This is a genomic window from Klebsiella sp. JN_Kp122 (assembly GCF_040062085.1).
Taxonomy (GTDB): Bacteria; Pseudomonadota; Gammaproteobacteria; order Enterobacterales; family Enterobacteriaceae; genus Klebsiella; species Klebsiella aerogenes.
In genome coordinates this window covers 59,335-76,214 of the sequence record NZ_JBEAHW010000045.1, presented here as the reverse complement: position 1 = coordinate 76,214, position 16,880 = coordinate 59,335, and the positions used below count along the sequence as shown (strand labels likewise).

The 16,880-nt window shown below is 53.0% G+C and carries 15 protein-coding genes; 7 read left to right on the top strand and 8 right to left on the bottom strand.

All coding sequences use genetic code 11. From position 1 onward, the window contains the following. Nucleotides 1–86 precede the first annotated feature (86 nt). The 3 genes from ABLU78_RS19565 to ABLU78_RS19555 all read left to right on the top strand — a co-directional run bounded on the left by ABLU78_RS19565 (nt 87) and on the right by ABLU78_RS19555 (nt 2,390). Nucleotides 87–854 carry a basic amino acid ABC transporter substrate-binding protein gene (locus ABLU78_RS19565; protein WP_020079063.1) on the top strand — a complete coding sequence of 256 codons (768 nt, stop codon included), beginning with the start codon at nt 87–89 and terminating at the stop codon, nt 852–854. Nucleotides 855–916: 62 nt separating this feature from the next. Beyond that, nucleotides 917–1,681 (top strand): amino acid ABC transporter permease, encoded by a 765-nt coding sequence (locus tag ABLU78_RS19560; RefSeq protein WP_048228682.1) that lies wholly within the window; start codon nt 917–919, stop codon nt 1,679–1,681. After that, complete coding sequence (locus ABLU78_RS19555) at nt 1,668–2,390, top strand: amino acid ABC transporter ATP-binding protein (protein ID WP_032712613.1); 723 nt, start codon at nt 1,668–1,670, stop codon at nt 2,388–2,390. Before ABLU78_RS19560 ends, ABLU78_RS19555 begins: the two co-directional genes overlap by 14 nt. Nucleotides 2,391–2,444: 54 nt before the next feature. Here ABLU78_RS19555 and ABLU78_RS19550 read toward each other — a convergent pair whose 3' ends face one another. Beyond that, nucleotides 2,445–3,644, bottom strand: a complete 1,200-nt coding sequence (locus ABLU78_RS19550; RefSeq protein WP_026612337.1) for an MFS transporter — start codon at nt 3,642–3,644, stop codon at nt 2,445–2,447. Nucleotides 3,645–3,901: 257 nt separating this feature from the next. On the opposite strand from ABLU78_RS19550, the gene ABLU78_RS19545 reads away from it, so the two are divergent. Then, nucleotides 3,902–5,065 (top strand): M20 aminoacylase family protein, encoded by a 1,164-nt coding sequence (locus tag ABLU78_RS19545; protein WP_348820655.1) that lies wholly within the window; start codon nt 3,902–3,904, stop codon nt 5,063–5,065. A gap of 55 nt (nt 5,066–5,120) precedes the next feature. Continuing rightward, on the top strand, nt 5,121–5,612 hold the full coding sequence (locus ABLU78_RS19540) for a DUF523 domain-containing protein (RefSeq protein WP_015705161.1): 492 nt from the start codon (nt 5,121–5,123) through the stop codon (nt 5,610–5,612). A 176-nt stretch (nt 5,613–5,788) separates the two neighbouring features. On the opposite strand, the gene ABLU78_RS19535 is transcribed toward ABLU78_RS19540, so the two are convergent. The 7 genes from ABLU78_RS19535 to ABLU78_RS19505 all read right to left on the bottom strand — a co-directional run bounded on the left by ABLU78_RS19535 (nt 5,789) and on the right by ABLU78_RS19505 (nt 14,111). After that, nucleotides 5,789–6,178, bottom strand: a complete 390-nt coding sequence (locus tag ABLU78_RS19535; protein ID WP_072032850.1) for an AraC family transcriptional regulator — start codon at nt 6,176–6,178, stop codon at nt 5,789–5,791. A gap of 153 nt (nt 6,179–6,331) precedes the next feature. Continuing rightward, entirely contained in the window at nt 6,332–9,655 is a 3,324-nt protein-coding gene (locus tag ABLU78_RS19530; protein WP_348820654.1) for an efflux RND transporter permease subunit, read from the bottom strand. Further along, nucleotides 9,652–10,815 (bottom strand): efflux RND transporter periplasmic adaptor subunit, encoded by a 1,164-nt coding sequence (locus ABLU78_RS19525; protein WP_020079055.1) that lies wholly within the window; start codon nt 10,813–10,815, stop codon nt 9,652–9,654. Before ABLU78_RS19525 ends, ABLU78_RS19530 begins: the two co-directional genes overlap by 4 nt. A 72-nt stretch (nt 10,816–10,887) precedes the next feature. Next, nucleotides 10,888–11,463: a TetR/AcrR family transcriptional regulator gene (locus tag ABLU78_RS19520; protein ID WP_020079054.1), complete on the bottom strand. Its 576-nt coding sequence runs from the start codon at nt 11,461–11,463 to the stop codon at nt 10,888–10,890. 202 nt (nt 11,464–11,665) lie between these two features. Continuing rightward, nucleotides 11,666–12,412, bottom strand: a complete 747-nt coding sequence (locus tag ABLU78_RS19515; RefSeq protein ID WP_015705162.1) for an SDR family NAD(P)-dependent oxidoreductase — start codon at nt 12,410–12,412, stop codon at nt 11,666–11,668. Between the two features lie 70 nt (nt 12,413–12,482). Beyond that, nucleotides 12,483–13,172 carry a YafY family protein gene (locus tag ABLU78_RS19510; RefSeq protein ID WP_015705163.1) on the bottom strand — a complete coding sequence of 230 codons (690 nt, stop codon included), beginning with the start codon at nt 13,170–13,172 and terminating at the stop codon, nt 12,483–12,485. A 39-nt stretch (nt 13,173–13,211) separates the two neighbouring features. Continuing rightward, nucleotides 13,212–14,111 (bottom strand): LysR family transcriptional regulator, encoded by a 900-nt coding sequence (locus ABLU78_RS19505; protein WP_015366976.1) that lies wholly within the window; start codon nt 14,109–14,111, stop codon nt 13,212–13,214. 295 nt (nt 14,112–14,406) lie between these two features. Between ABLU78_RS19505 and ABLU78_RS19500 the strand changes: the two genes are divergently transcribed. Then, nucleotides 14,407–15,636, top strand: coding sequence for an MFS transporter (locus ABLU78_RS19500; RefSeq protein ID WP_323806312.1), 1,230 nt, complete (start codon nt 14,407–14,409; stop codon nt 15,634–15,636). Between the two features lie 13 nt (nt 15,637–15,649). Next, the gene (locus ABLU78_RS19495; RefSeq protein WP_045412727.1) at nt 15,650–16,678 is read left to right on the top strand and encodes an alpha/beta hydrolase; all 1,029 of its coding nucleotides are present in this window, start codon (nt 15,650–15,652) and stop codon (nt 16,676–16,678) included. Nucleotides 16,679–16,880: the final 202 nt, after the last annotated feature.

Here is a 16,880-nt window from a genome sequence, read left to right as displayed (position 1 = left end):
AATTCGCTATCCCGATGCTTTCCGGTTGCATGCTATGCTAAGTGTGTGTATTTTTATGCAAAATAAATGCATAAAAAGGACATCTCATGGTCAAGAATTTGCTCAAAGCGTGTTTCATGATGGCCGCGCTGGCGGCAGCCGGACAGGCGGCTGCGGAAACCTATACCGTCGGTTCTGGCGGCACCTACCGTCCCTTTGAATTCGAAAATAGCCAAAAGCAGCTGGAAGGCTTTGATATCGATATCATTAAAGCGATCGCCAGGGCCGAAGGTTTTGACGTCAAACTGGTCAACACCCCCTGGGAGGGTATTTTCGCCACCCTGGGCACCGGCGATCGCGACATTATCATCTCGGGTATTACTATCACCGATAAACGCAAACAGATGGTGGATTTCTCCGCGCCGTACTTCCCGGCCGAGCAGTCGATTGTGGTGCCGGAAGGTTCAAAAGTGAACTCGCTGGCGGCGTTGAAAAACGAAAAAGTCGGCGTGGTGAACTCCAGCACTGGCGATATTGTGGTTTCGCAGGAACTGGGTAAAAACAGCACCTCCATTAAGCGCTTCGACAATACGCCACTCATGCTGCAGGAGCTGTTTGAAGACGGCGTCAGCGCTGCGGTAGGCGACGTCGGGGTGGTTAAATACTACATCAAGCAGCATCCGGAAAAGCAGTTCAAGCTGGTGCCTGACGCTAAATTTGAGCGCCAGTATTTCGGCATCGCCGTCGCTAAAGGTAACAGTGAACTGCTGGGCAAAATCAACGCCGGTTTGCAGAAAATCGTTGCCGACGGCACCTACGCCAAAATCTATAAAACCTGGTTCGATGACAACGTGCCGACGCTGCCTGCGCAATAACACCAATTTTCAGTGACCGCGGCTGTCGCTCAGGCGATGGCCGTATTTTTTAGGGAAGGACTATGACGGGATTCCGTTGGGAGATCATCGAGGAATATGGCCCGCTGTTTATGGACGGCGCCTTGATGACGATTAAATGTACCATTATCTGCGTGATCCTCGGGACGTTGTGGGGGTTAATGCTTGGACTGGGGCGGATGGCGAAGGCCGAGCACGGGCCATGGAAATATATTCTGCGTTATCTGGTGCAGTTTCCGGTGCGCTTCTACGTCAGCGCCTTCCGCGGTACGCCGCTGTTTGTGCAGATTATGGTGGTCCACTTTGCGCTGGTGCCGCTGTTTATTAACCCGCGCGACGGCCTGCTGGTCACCAGCGGGATAATGAGCGCCGATTTCGCCCGCGAACTGCGTTCTAACTACGGCGCGTTCCTCTCCTGTATCGTGGCGATTACCCTTAATGCCGGGGCCTACGTGTCGGAGATTTTCCGCGCCGGGATCCAGTCTATCGATAAAGGGCAGATGGAAGCTTCGCGCGCGCTGGGTATGCCGTGGTGGAAAACCATGCGTAAAGTGATCCTGCCGCAGGCATTTCGCCGCATTCTGCCGCCGCTTGGCAACAACGCTATCGCTATTGTTAAAGACTCATCGCTGGCCTCGGCGATCGGGCTTGCCGATCTGGCCTACGCGGCGCGAACCGTCTCCGGAGCGTACGCCACCTACTGGGAGCCCTACCTGACGATCTCGCTGGTTTATTGGGTCATTACCTTCCTGCTGGCGCAGCTGGTTAACCGTCTGGAAAAGAGGTTTGGCAAAAGTGATTCACATTAATAATTTACATAAGCGCTTTGGCGATAGCCACGTGCTGCGCGGCATCAGTTGCGATATTAAACCGCAGGAAGTGGTGTGCATTATCGGGCCCTCCGGCTCCGGCAAAAGCACCTTTTTGCGCTGTATGAATGCGCTGGAAACCGTGAGCGAAGGCGAAGTGGTGGTCAACGGCTTTGCCGCCCATGACCGGACGACCGACCTCAACAAGATGCGTGAAAGCGTTGGCATGGTGTTCCAGCGCTTTAACCTGTTCCCGCATATGACGGTGCTGGAAAACCTGCTGATGGCGCCGATGAATTTGCACAACATGCCGCGCCAACAGGCGGTCGACCTGGCGGAAGGTTTGTTGGCGAAGGTGGGACTCAGCGATAAGCGCGATGCCTGGCCTTCCAGCCTCTCCGGCGGTCAGCAGCAGCGGGTAGCGATTGCCCGTGCGCTGGCAATGAAGCCATCGATCATGCTGTTTGATGAGCCCACGTCAGCGCTGGATCCGGAACTGGTAGGGGATGTGCTGGAAGTGATGAAAAATCTCGCCAGCGAAGGGATGACGATGGTGATCGTGACCCACGAAATGGGCTTTGCCCGCGAAGTGGCCGACCGGGTGATTTTCATCGATCAGGGGGTGATTCAGGAAGAGGGTAAACCGGCGCAGATCTTTAGCGCGCCGACCAATCCGCGCACCGCCGCCTTCCTCAGTAAGGTGCTGTAGCCATAAGCAAAACGGGCAGGTGGATCCCCGCCTGCCCGTTATCAACAACCTCCGCTATTGCGCGGTCTCGGTAGCCTCTTCCATGTCTTCTTCCTGCTCATTGGCGAGCAGCGTTTTTTCATTCTTGCTAAGGCACTGGATTAGCAGGAACAGCACGCCGCTGGCGAACAGGGTGATGATCAAGCCGTCATAGCCGGAGACGCCGATCAGCATGCCGCTGACAATCGGCCCGGCCACGCTACCGGCGGACCAGAAAAAGCCAAACAGGGCGTTAATCATGATGAGCTTTTGCCCGCTAAAGGTTTTCCCCGCCCGCACCAGCGACAGGGTGTAAAGCGCGCCCGCCGCGGCACCGAGTAGCAGGCAGATAGCCATCAGCTGTACGCGCGAGGCGAGCATAAACGGCAGCGCCAGTAGCGACAGACTAAAGACAACCGCGCAGATAAGATGCACGCGACGGATGCCGAAGCGGTCGGCAACCCAGCCCAGCGGCGCCTGGAACATAGCGTCGCCGGTGAGGACGACGGTGACCAGCAGTACCGCCATCGTTTCATTTAAACCTTTATCGATGCCGTACAGCGGCAGTAGCGCGAGAATACTGGCGTCGAAGAAGGCAAAGCAGAATACCCCAGAGGCCAGCACCGGTAGAAACGCCCCCAGGCTGCGCCAGCTGGCGCGCTCGGCAAGGCTTTCGCGACTGCCGCGCGGCAGATGACGCAGCATTAGCAGGCAAACGGCGGTAATGGCGACAATGGCCATCAGCGCCGCGTGTTGCCAGGCGGGGCCGACGGAGATAAGCAGCGGGCCGGCGAGCTGGCAGCCGGTAAAGGCCGAGGCATAGATGCCGGTGAGAGTAGCGCGATTACTGCCCGCCGCGCCGCCGGTTATCCAGCTTTCCCCCAATACGATAATGACGCCGGAGGCGAGTCCGGTCAGCAGACGCGGCACCAGCAACAGCGTCATGTCGGTGGTCATGCAGGAGGCGATGGTCGCCAACGCCAGCAGGATCAGGCTAACGCTGAGCAACGCGCCCATTTCAAAACGACGGCACAGCGCGGGAGAAAGAAAAGAAGAGAGCATCATTCCAGCGGGCGGCAGCGCGGCCAGCAGGCCGACATAAAGCGGAGCAACTTGCTGCTGCGCCAGCTCAAGGCTGATTAATGGCACCGTATAGCCGGTGATAAATCCCACAAGTGAAGCGGCCATGATCATCGCCAGCGTGGGGGCCAGGCGATTCTGGTCTGGGTTAAACATTGTATTCCCGATAACGGAAGGTTGCAGGTGGATAATCCGGCAAGACGCCGACCAGTCTGCATGATAATTAATCAGCTGACGGAAGTCACCGCTGGAATAGCTACTATTTTTGATATCGATAAAACGATCCGCTGGTGAATAGACAAAAATCATCATCGCTGAAGTTGTCAGCCGCGGGGGCGAAAGGATATAACGAAGGGTGCCGCCTGGAAGCAGCAGGACGGGGACCACTCATTCAGTAATGGAAGGAACAGGACATGGCGGTATCGTCTTCACTGATTGCCGAAGCTATCGGCTGGCGTCGCGATTTTCATGCTCATCCGGAGCTCGGGTACCAGGAGCAGGAGACCTCGCGTCGGGTTGCCGGGCTACTGGCTTCGTTCGGCCTGCAGGTACATGTCGGGCTGGCAGGTACCGGGGTCGTCGCGACGCTTGAGAACGGCCCGGGGCCGGTGATTGGCCTGCGCGCCGATATGGATGCGCTACCGATCGCTGAACAGGGGACGGTGGAATATCGTTCGCGTCGTGCTGGCGTGATGCATGCCTGCGGTCATGACGGCCACACCGCCATGCTGTTGGCTGCCGCCGCGCACCTTGCCCAGACCCGCAACTTTGGCGGCACCGTGCATTTTGTCTTTCAGCCCGCGGAGGAGAACCTCGGCGGCGCGCGCAAAATGGTGGAAGAGGGGTTGTTCGAGCGCTTCCCGATGGACGCCATTTACGCGTTGCACAACTGGCCAGGCTTGCCGCTGGGGCATGTGGCGGTGAATCCCGGGGCAATGATGGCCTCGCTTGATGCCTTCGAGATAACGCTCACCGGTAAAAGCTGCCATGCGGCGATGCCGGAGAGCGGCGCCGACCCTATCGTCGCCGCCGCCCAGCTGATTATGGCGCTGCAGACGATTCCGTCGCGCCGCCTGTCGCCGCAGGATTCCGCAGTGGTCAGCATTACCCAGATAAACGGCGGTGAGGCGATCAACGTGCTGCCGGACCGCGTGGTGCTGCGCGGGACTTTTCGCTGCCTGAGCAATACGGTGCGCGAGCGGGTAAAAAACCTGATTGAGCAGTACGTGCATACGCAGCCGCAGGTTTCCGACGTTGACGGTCAGATTTCGTGGTATCCGGGCTATCCGGTGACCAAAAATGATGCGCAACAGGCGCTGAAGGTGCGCGAGGTGGCGCAGGCCGAGCTCGGCGAAGCCGCGGTGCACTGGCAGATCAATCCTTCCATGGCGTCGGAGGATTTTGCCTGCATGCTGGAAGTGTGTCCCGGCGCCTATTTCTGGATAGGCACAGACGGCGAGACGCCCTCCAGGCCGCTACACAATGCCAGCTACGATTTTAACGACGATCTACTGGCGCCGGGCGTGGCGCTGTGGACGGCGCTGGTGGAATCACTGCTGCCTGCCGGGCAGGGCTAAGTTTTCGTGTGCCGCGGAAAGCGCGGGTGAACGGTCTCCGGGGGCCAACAAAGAAATGATAAATAAAATATTGGTCAGTGCCTGCCTGATGGGCCTTAAAGTCCGTTATAACGGAAAAGAGAAAGCGCAGATGACCCATCAACTTGCTCGCTGGCAACGGGAGCAGCGCCTGGTAATCCACTGTCCTGAGCTGGCTGCCGGGCTACCTGTTCCGCGACCACCTGCCGAGATCGTGTCGGCTGATGGGAGAGACGTAATGAGTGGACAAGCCAGAATAATTGAAAATACGGGAAGGGATGTTACGCCGCATTATCAACTGGGAGCCTGGCTGGCTCTGCGAGCAGCACAAGAAGCAGGTTGTACCGCCGCATTGTTAACTGATGGTAGTCCTACGTGCGGCAGTCAGTTTATCTATAATGGTTCTTTCAGTAATCAGCGTAAATCGGGTATGGGAGTGGCGGCGTCACTGCTCAGTGAGCATGGCATCGCGGTATTTTCAGAAGCTCAGTTTGCGGAGCTTGTGAGCTGGATAGAAGAACGGGAATGAGCGGTTCCCCAGGGTTAACGTCGAACTGTATGAGGTTCACACCTCGACATAGCCGACGTTAAAGCCTTATGAAATGAACCTATATAAGGTGTAGATATTTCGAAGCAACCGTTGTCTTTTTATTTGGGAATATATTAATTGGGTTACGAAGCAGTCGGGATAAACAGTCATCTATCTTAGAGGTCAGGAGGAATTATAACTTTAGACGATATTTTCTCAGGTTTTGATCTGCAAGTTGAGGGGGTAACACCAAAATGTCTCATAAAATTACGGCAAAAAGACGAATGATCGTCAAAGCCGACATGTAGATAAATCTCGGAAATAGATAATGTACTGCTTCTGAGTAATTCTGCAGCAACGGTCATTCTCCTGGCCCGAATATAACCTACAAGTGTATATCCAGTCACTTTTTTAAAGAGGCGCTGTAGATACCATGGAGAATAGCCTGATTTCTCTGAAATTTTTATGACAGGCATGGCGCGGGTAAGATCCTCTTCAATCCAGGTGACAATGTCTTTTATCGTCTGATAAGGAACGGGATTTTCAATTTTCTCTAACATATTCATAAACACCACACTGAGACCATTTTTCTCACAAAGGTTAAGGCGAATGGCTATGCCTTATTTGATCATTGCGGGGGCAGGTCATCGCTACCCCCCATGATTATTGATATAAGTAGTTAATTCTGATGCAAGGCTAACCAAGGTTTTTAAGATAAATTAATTCCCTCGATTGAATAATCGCTTTCGCAGCCATGCCTTAATCTTATTCCAATATTCTTTACCGAGAAGCGTAACGGCGAATATAAACAGGATTTCACCAACTACAGCGACGATCGAAACGACAACAATTTTATTGGGAATATTGAGTAAAGGAATAAACGGAAAAGCTAACCAGTACACCAGCACCAGTCCTAGCATGGTAAAACCTGCTTTCTTCCTGAAACTCAATTTACTCTCACGCACCAGCGCAGGTAACTTACGTATTCCTTTCTCAAGATCATCAATCAGGGTATAGACCACAGGAATAACCAATAGGCTCAACACGGTGGAGGTGATTAACCCTCCAATAACCGCTACCGCCATTGGACTGCGGAAACTGGGATCCGCACTGCCAAAGCCCATGGCAACCGGAAGCATACCTGCGCCCATTGCCAGCGTTGTCATGATGACCGGGCGCGAGCGTTTATGACAGGCGTCAAGCACTGCCTCAGTTCTGCTGAAAGGTCTGACGATTGTGGCTCCATCCGGGCTAACGTGTCCGCGACGTGATTCAATCGCATAATCAACCAACAGGATCGAGTTCTTAGTGGCGATCCCCATTAGCATGATCAAACCAATCAGCGAGGACATCGAAAACGCCTGGCCTGCAAGTAGCAGTCCAACAAACGCCCCTCCCAAGGATAACGGGAGCGCTACCAGAATGGTGATGGGCTGGAAGAAGTCTTTAAACAGGAGAACCAGTACGACATATATGGCCAGAATCCCGGCAACCATGGCGGTCGCGAAGCCAGCAAAAAGTTCATTCATCATGTCTTCATCACCCTGAGTGAGTTGATGTATGCCTGGCGGTAAATTCTGGATAGAGGGGAGCGTCGATACCATTGCGGTCAGTTTTCCCAGTTCCATACCTGAAAGCTCTACATCCAGCGAGATGCTGCGTGCCCGATTGATGCGATTAATCTGTGCAGGCCCGCTACCCTGTTCCAGCGTGACAACTTGATCGAGCATCACGGGCCCCTTGGTTCCTGGGACCAATAGCTTCTCGAGCTGTTGTGGATGTTCACGCAGCGCCTTTGATAACTTGACGACAATGGGGATCTGGCGTTGCTCAACATTGAATTTAGACAAAAATTGGTCGTAGTCGCCAACCGTCGCTATACGCAGCGTATCGGCAATCGCTGCTCCTGACACGCCAAGCTCTGCTGCCCTGGAGAAATTGGGCCGCAGGATAATTTCATTACGGGTAAGCCCCGCGCTGGAAGTGATGTTTCCCAGGCCGGGAATTTGACGCAAATCGCGTAATACCGCTTCTGCTGTTTTAGAGAGCAGTTGTTGATCATCTCCAACCAGCACCAACTGATACTTTTCACCAGAAGCACCAAAACCAACCTTGCTACGTGTCCCTGGCAATGTGGCCATTGCGGCACGAATGTCGTTCTCAATAATGTGTTTCTCTGGTCGTTCTTTACGAGGATCCAGCAATAGCGTAAGCGTTGCCATCCTTACATCACTATTGCCGTCGGCCGCCATGATATCGCTTCCCGTCGCGCCTCCACCAATGGTTGTATAGATATGACGAATATGACGGAGATTTCCCAGACGATGCCTGGCCTGTTCCGCCAGGGCTTGTGTTTGATCTATTGTGGCGCCGGGAGGCAGCTCCAGCGTCACCTGGGTTTGCGAATTATCGTCAGCGGGGAAGAACCCTTTAGGAAGTAAAGGGATAAGCATCAATGAGCCAATAAAAAATCCTCCCGCCAGCGACAAAGTGAGCCAGCGATGTCGTAATGTCCAGTGACAAGCATGCAGATATGCCGCCATCCAGAATGGATCCCGCTGCGGGCGCACGTGCGGCTTCATCAGATACGCCGCCATCATCGGGGTTAGCAAGCGAGCCACTATCAGAGAGGCAAAAACGGCCAGCGCAGCTGTCCAGCCAAATTGCTGAAAGAACTTTCCGGCAACGCCGGGCATAAAAGCCGTTGGCAGAAAGACCGCGATCAGCGCAAAGGTTGTTGCAACAACGGCAAGTCCAATTTCAGAGGCGGCATCAATTGCTGCTTGGTAGGGGGGCTTACCCATACCAATGTGTCTTTCGATGTTCTCAACTTCTACAATCGCATCATCAACTAAAAGGCCTATTACCAGTGACAGGGCCAGCAAAGTTACGATGGACAGAGAGAAGCCCATCGCGTCCATACCGATAAAGGCGGGTAAAATTGACAGCGGCAGGGCGGCTGCCGAAATTAAGGTCGCCCGAATGTCACGCAGAAACAGGAATACAACAAGGATCGCCAGTATGGCGCCCTCGTAGATCATATGCATGGATGCATCAAACTCTTCCTGAACCGGCTGGACAAAATCATAGACCTGGGTAATTTGCAGATCAGGCCATTCTGCTTTTATCTGTCTTAATGCCTGGGCTATGTTGTCTCCGACCTCTACTTCACCGGCGCCTTTAGCGCGTGTGACTTCGAATCCAACCACCTTCTGACCATCAAGCGAAGCCAGCGCGCGGCGTTCTGCAATCGTGTCTTTGATTGTGGCGACATTGTCCAGGCGAAAGTGCTTCCCGCCGGGCAGCGGTAGTTCAAGTGCTGATAAGTCATTAATGTTTTTGACGCGGGCAAAAAAACGAAGCGGTTGCTTTCCATGTCCAAACTCGGCATTACCGCCAGTCGCCTCCATTTGAACATCACGTAACTGGCGTGAAACCTCCGCTGCTGTGATACCTGCGGCCTCCAATTTGACCGGATCCAGCTCAATCTGTATCTCACGATCGACGCCACCAACACGGGTAACCGTCCCCACGCCCGACAAGCCCTGAAGACGCCGGGAAAGGGTATTGTCAACAAACCAGGAGAGTTCGCTTTCATCCATCTTGCTGGAGCTGACGGTAAATGCCAGAATCGGTTTTCCCGTAATATTGAGCTTACGGACGACCGGATCCCGAAGATCTGCCGGTAAATCTGTACGTATGCCCTGAACGGCCGAGCGCACATCATCCACCGCTTCCTGGACCGGTTTTCCCCGCCGGAATTCAACAGACATATTGACCAGACCATCCTGGATGGTGGTACGCATATCTTTCAGGCCCTGCACCGAAGAGATAGCATCCTCCAGTTTGCGCGCCACCTCTGATTCAAGCTGTGGCGGAGCGGCTCCGGGAAGTGCGGCAGAGACCGTAACGGTGGGGACGTCCATATCAGGGAAGCTTTGAATCTTCATCATCCGGAAGGAATAAAAACCCGCAACACTCAGGACCAGAAAGAGCAGGATAGGAGGTATAGGGTTGCGAATGGACCATGTGGAAATATTCACGGGTTCGCCTCCTGAATCTCTTCGACCCTGCCAGGAGACGTTACACCGTCATCTACTTGCACGGTATCGCCACTATGTAAAAATACGCCTCCGCTCGCGACTATTTGTTCCGTACCATTTAGGCCAGAATCAATTTCTTGCCGATCGTCCAGTACGCGACCAACGCTGACCTTTAGCGCTTTTACCTGCAGATTGTCATTCACAATGAATACCTGATGGTACCCATCGCGTGCAATGATGGCTGATTGCGGTACGGTCCAACGCTGGTGGTCACCCAAAACGATTTCGCCGTTGACCCACGAACCTGGCCGAACGGATTTGGAGTCTTTGATTTCATGAGAGAGAATATCCACGTAGGCGATTCCCCGTCGTGAAGAGGCATCGATAGTGGTGGAGGCCAGGCGTACCACTCCGTTCCATGTATGTCCGCCGGGGGAGGTTATTTGCGCTTTCTGACCCGGGAAGACTTTTTCTAGCTGTTCTGCAGATAATTCAGCTCGCCATTCAAATCGGCCCTGTCGAATAAGTCGGAACATCTCTGTATTTTGGCCCGGGACGGAACCGATGCTTGCCAGGCGGCTGGAAATCACACCGTCATCAGGCGCCCTAAGCACGGTCTGGTCGAGATATATTTTTTGCGCGTCCACCCGTGCCTTTGCCGACTCCAGGCGCGCTTTTGTCGCCAACTCCTGAGTCAATAATTTATGGATATCCTGCTCACTGAGCGTACCTGTGCCTCGTAATTTTCGAGCGCGTAGAGCATCTGCCTGCGCATTCTGCGCGAGGGCATTAGCTTCGTTGCGCTCCGCAATAGCCAGCAGATAATTATTCATAACGGTATCATGAGAAAACTCCGCCAGTGGTTGTCCTTTACGAACAACATCACCCTCTTCAGCCAGTAATTTTTCCACGCGTAAGCCATTTGCTTCAGGGCTGATGATGGCTTCCTGCCATGCAGCAATGGCACCACTTGCGGCTATGGAGAGAGGCACTGAGCGTCTCTCGGGTGTCACAACGGTTACGGTCAGGACCGATTTAGTTGTCGTCTGAGAAGTTGTCTCCGCGGACCCATCGCATGCAGTTAACACCATCAACATGGGAATCAGCATGAGTGCGGGTAAAATCCGCGACCGGGAGAAAGGGGGAGGCATTTGCATCATGATTGTTAATCCTGGCATGTATATATTTAATAGCGTGAGTACGCACTCATTTAAAAGGAGAAAAAAAGGCAGTTATACACTGCCATCAAGTTCGATAGCCCGGAGCATGGCCTCATAGCCTGCGCGCTTATAGGCCTCTGTAAGGTAAGGTTTTTGCGCGGCCAGGTCGATCACACCATTGGCCATGACCGTGGAAATCATTCCGTGAAACTCAGATGATTGCGTGGCATCTAACCCCTCTATCGATGCGAGTTGAGGCATAGTAAATTCCCCGATTCTCATACTTCTTTCCATCTGTTGCTCAGATAGCTTTCCGGAGACCATTAACTTGTTGCTGGTGGCGTAGGCTTCCGGGTTCTCCAGTGCCCAATCAATATAAGCGTTCCAGCCGATCTGAATCTTATTTGTCTCCGGCGAAGCTGACGCTAAACTTCGAGCCAGCATATTCTCCATTTCATCAAGGAGATAGTCACCTACCGCGCCTATCAGCGCGTCTTTATTTTCAAAATAGTGAAACAGGGTACCCTCTGAAACGGAAGCTTTTCTGGCGATCGTTACGGTGGATGCTGCTAACCCTTGCTCGGCAAAAATTTCGGTGGCGGCACGTAGCAATGCCTGCTGTTTTTCTTCACTACGGGGACGGGCCATTGGTAACACCTTTTAAAAAAGTAATCACTTTATTATAGGGAGTGCGAAATATTACGCAAGAGTGGCGATGAATCATTAAGCCGGGGGAGGCGGCGGGGTTAGTCTCCCGGTTTAACCCTGATTGAGTCCGGCGAAGCGGTGAGACGCCGCGTAAGGCACTGGTTGAGGCAATTTTTGCAGTTTAAAAGGACTCAGGAATAGTTCACTCAGCTAAATAACCCCCATCGATGGGATAAACGCCGCCGGTACAGAACGCCGCATTTTCTGACAGCAAAAACAGTATGAAGTCTGCTATTTCCCGCATTTTTGCCATCCTCTTCATAGGGTGGCTATTGGCGAAACTACGTACGATATTGTCAGGAAATTCACTCATTCGTGGCGTTTGGACATAGCCCGGAGCGACGGCATTGATTCGAATGCCTTGCGTTGCAAACTCTAATGCTGCGGTTTGGGTCAAACCGATGATACCGTGTTTAGCCACGGTGTAGGGCGCTAATCCTGGAATACCAACCAGACCATTGACTGCAGATAAATTAACGATAGAGCCGCCAAACTTCATCATTGCAGGTATTTCGTATTTTAGGCAGTAAAAAACGCCGCTCAATGAAGTGGCAATAACTTTGTCCCAGTTTTCAACCGTCTGTTCTGTTATATTTTTACCATGCTCACCTGTTATGCCCGCATTATTTACAGCATAATCAAGTCTGCCGAAATGTTTGATCACTTCAGCAATCATTTTCTGTACTTGTTCAGGTTGCGACACATCGCATCCGATCCCCAGCGCCTGTTGCCCCTGTGAAGATAATTGTTTCGCTTTTTTGATGGCCTGCTCTGGCGAGCGGGAGACAATAACGACCTTAGCACCATGTTGGTGTAATTGCTCTGCGACTGCCTCACCTATCCCTGTCGTGCTTCCTGTGATGACAGCAACTTTATTCTGGAAATTCATCCTTCCCCCTATGACGTAGAATTGAGTCTTGCATCTGGGGGAGTATACAAAATAGCTGTGACAGTTTTTGTCAGTACTCTTTCTCCTCGGCGATCCCTTCTTTTATTCTCCATTTTTTCAATAAAGCCATCCGGCTTTCCCTGTATATAGAGTCCAGTTGTGCCATCTCTGCAATTTTGTCAGTTCTAAAATGACGAAAATCATTTCTCATCTCACACCATGCGACCAAAAGCCAACATGACTGCATATATGCCAATCCGATGGGCCATATAACACGAGAAGAGTCAGTGCCTTTCTTGTCACAATATTTTATTTGGACTCTCTTTTGCTTTTTAATAGCATCGCGAATGTCTTTGAAAAAGACCTCATTACTTTCTGAAGGGCCGATTAAATAAGATTGGCTTTCGATAAGGCTTTTTAATTCGTCGGGGATGACGGCGTGTATTTTAGCAAGCGCATTCCTTGCTGTGTTTTTGAAATCATCATCTGTGTTATGAGATACCCAATTTAGCCCAAGGGTAATAGCATTGATTTCTTCATGCGAAAAATTTAAGGGTGGCAAATGAAAGTCAGACTTAACGATATAACCCATTCCGGCCCCACCTTCAATGCGCACCCCTTGATGCTGCAGCGTTTTTATATCTCTATAAAGTGAACGTACGCTTATCCCTAATCTTTCTGAGAGCGTGGATGCCGTGATGGGATATCTTTGCGCTCTTAATATCTGTAGTAACTCGAGAAGCCTCTCTGTTCTGGTCATTTGATAAGTCCATTCTGATACAGCGAAAAAATCTTAAACCTAAAGTTTCCCGTTCATGCGCAGCGCATCAACAACGAGTGAGAAGGCTGGGGAAGGCTGTTTGCGGCTGGGATAATAAAGATAGTAGCCCGGAAAAGGATGACACCAGGACTCAAGCACGCGTACGAGACGACCTTCTCTGATGTGTGAGCCGAATTCCTCTTCAGGTAAAAAGGCGATGCCTAACCCTGCCAGGGCGGCGTCGACAACATGATCCGACGTGTTAAACGTCAACTGTCCATTAACCCGGACCTTCAACTCTCCTCCCTCGTGATCGAATTCCCAGACATAAATCCCGCCGGAGCGGACCATGCGCATATTAATACACTGATGCTGCGTCAGATCATGAGGCGTTTTCGGCACCGGGTATCGTGCGAAATAATCTGGCGAGGCGGCTGCTGCCATGCGCAGTTTCGGGCCGATTGGCATCGCTATCATATCTTTATCAATCGTATCGCCAAGCCGCACGCCCGCATCAAACCGATCCGCCACGATATCCCGGAATCCGTGATTAGCATCAAACTCAATATGAATATCCGGATATTCGCGGAGCAGCGGCGCCAGCTTGGGCAGCAGAGTCGTTTTCAGCACGTTCGGCCCGCAGGTGATGCGGACGATTCCTGCAGGCTTGTCCCGCAGTTCAGTCAGCATGTCCAGCTCAGCCTCTATCTCATCAATACGATGGCCCACCGATTGCAACAGGCGTTCCCCGGCCGCCGTCGGGGACACACTGCGGGTGGTCCGCGTCAGTAGGCGGATTTGCATTCGCTCTTCCAGCCCGGAAATCGCCTGGCTCAGCGCAGGCTGGGTCACGCCAAGCTGCGCGGCGGCACGCGTGAAGCTGCCTTCCCGCGCCACGGTGACGAAAGAGAGTAAATCGTTGAGGTTGCGTCTTGCCATATTGGTTCCCGGGCTATTTATAAATTTTACTTATAAAGCTATTAAGCATTCATTAGCTAGTTTCACCGCTGCCTATTGGTAACAATAATGCGATGAAAAAGTCAACGCTAAACGAGATGGAAAATGCTCACCGTAAGACGTCCCTGCTGATGCTCCTCTCTGCCGGGCTCAGGGCTGCGGATTGAGCCGTCGCGCCTTCCATATCCATCGTTCTCTTTAACTCACGCGCTTATCCCCCACGTCGCCGTTTCAGAAGGGGAAGGGCATTCCATTATCAACGGAAAAGAAAGGCTAAATGCGTAATCAGAAAACTGAAACCAAAAACCAGAACGGAGCAAGTGAAAAACAACAGGCGCACTGGGGCGGCGTGTTTGCTATGACGCTGTGCGTCTTCGCCCTGATCGCCTCCGAGTTTATGCCGGTCAGCCTCCTGACATCGATGGCGCAGTCCCTAAACGTCACCGAAGGCATGGCCGGGCAGGGGATCGCTATTTCCGGCGCGTTTGCGGTGGTGACTAGCCTGTTTATTTCCCGACTGGCAGGCACGCTTAACCGGAAAAACCTGCTGCTTGGCCTGACGTGCATCATGGCACTTTCGGGGGGCGTCATTGCGATGGCACCTAATTACCTGACCTATATGACCGGCCGGGCCCTGATTGGCATCGTGGTCGGCGGGTTCTGGTCGATGTCGGCGGCGACAGCGATGCGTCTGGTGCCGGTGCACCGTGTTCCGCTGGCCCTGGCCATTTTTAACAGCGGCAATGCGCTGGCAACCGTTGTGGCCGCGCCTCTGGGCAGCTGGCTGGGTTCCGTCATCGGCTGGCGGGGAGCCTTTTTCTGCCTGTTACCCGTCGCCATCGTCGCGTTTATCTGGCAACTGCTCAGCCTGCCTTCCATGCAGGTTACCCGCCAGCCAGCGGGGGCCGGCAACGTCTTTGCACTGTTACGCCGTCGGGTGGTCATGCTGGGCATGCTCGGTGTGGGGATCTTCTTTATGGGGCAGTTCACGCTCTTTACCTATATCCGGCCTTTCCTTGAGACGGTCACGAAGGTGGACGCCTCAGCGGTGACTCTCATCCTGCTGGTCATCGGGAGCGCGGGTTTCATCGGCACCACGCTGATTGGCCGGGTATTGAAGCGCGGATTCTACCCGACGCTAATGGCCATTCCTGTGCTGATGGCGACCGTCGCGCTGGCCCTGATCGCGTTTGGCAGCCAGGCGGCCATCGTGACGGCCTTGCTCGGGCTGTGGGGGTTTATTTCAACTGCCGCGCCCGTGGGATGGTGGGCATGGGTTCCACGCACGTTCCCGCAGAATGCCGAAGCGGGCGGCGGGCTGATGGTGGCGATGGTGCAGTTGTCCATTGCGCTGGGATCCACCGTGGGGGGCGTGCTGTTCGACCATCATGGCTACAAGAGCACCTTCCTGGCCAGCGCCGCGATGTTGATTATCGCAACCGTACTGCTTTTCCTGACCTCACGTGCAGACGCGTCTGCCGATGGTCTTTCATCACACTCGTCCTGACAAGGAAACTATCATGAATAAATTTGCGTTAGCCCTGGGAATGTTCATCAGCGCATTTGCCGCCTCGGCTGCGGATATGTCCAGAGGCGCTGATAACTTTTATAAAAGCGAAAAAGTGACGCAGCAGAAAGTCACTTTTAAAAATCAATATCAAATGAACGTGGTCGGCAATCTGTTTATGCCGAAAACGTTAAATCAGAACGCCAAAAACCCGGCGATCGTCGTTGGTCATCCAATGGGCGCGGTCAAGGAACAAAGCGCAAACCTGTATGCGCAGAGGCTGGCAGAGCAGGGGTTTGTTACGCTGGCGATCGATCTCTCGTTCTGGGGAGAAAGCGAAGGCAAGCCGGGGCACCTGATTTCACCGGAAATCTACGCGGATGATTTCAGCGCGGCGGTGGATTACCTCAGTACACAATCGTTTATTGATCCAGATAATATCGGCGTGCTGGGCATCTGCGGCAGCGGAAGTTTTGTCATCAGCGCCGCGAAAATTGACCCGCGTATGAAAGCTATCGCCACCGTCAGCATGTATGACATGGGCGCCGCATTTCGTAACGGCCTAAACCACTCCCAGACGCTGGAACAGCGTAAGGCCTTTATCCAGTCGGCCATTGAGCAGCGGTTTGCCGAATTCAAAGGAGGAGAGAAAACTTATATTCCGGGCACTGTGAATAAGCTGGACGCTTCCACGCCGGAAATTCAGCGCGAGTTCTTTGATTTCTATCGCACCGAACGCGGCGGTTATACCCCGCAGGGCGAGAAAGAGGAACTGACGACAAAACCGATGCTGAGTAGTATCGGTAAGTTTATGAACTTCTACCCGTTCAATGATATTGAAACCATTTCGCCGCGTCCGATGCTCTTTATTACCGGTGACCAGGCCCATTCAAAAGAGTTCAGCGAGGACGCTTTTAAGCGCGCCGGTCAACCTAAAGAGCTGTATGTCGTTCCGGGGGCAGGGCACGTCGATCTGTATGACCGCACGGATGTGATCCCCTTCGACAAGCTAACGGACTTTTTCCGCAACAACCTGAAATAACGCGTGGTAATAGGTTGTATCAACAGCTACCGGCCTTCGGGTCGGTAGTGGGGCGTAATTTGCTCAAAAGGACAAAATGCTGCCGCATCACTGAGAGATGAAATGTCTGTGTAGTGCCAAAGGCGGACGCTGCAATATATTCCGCTTTCGGCATGAATCGGACTGAGGTAACGTAGCGGAAATATTTTTCTGGACTCAATCA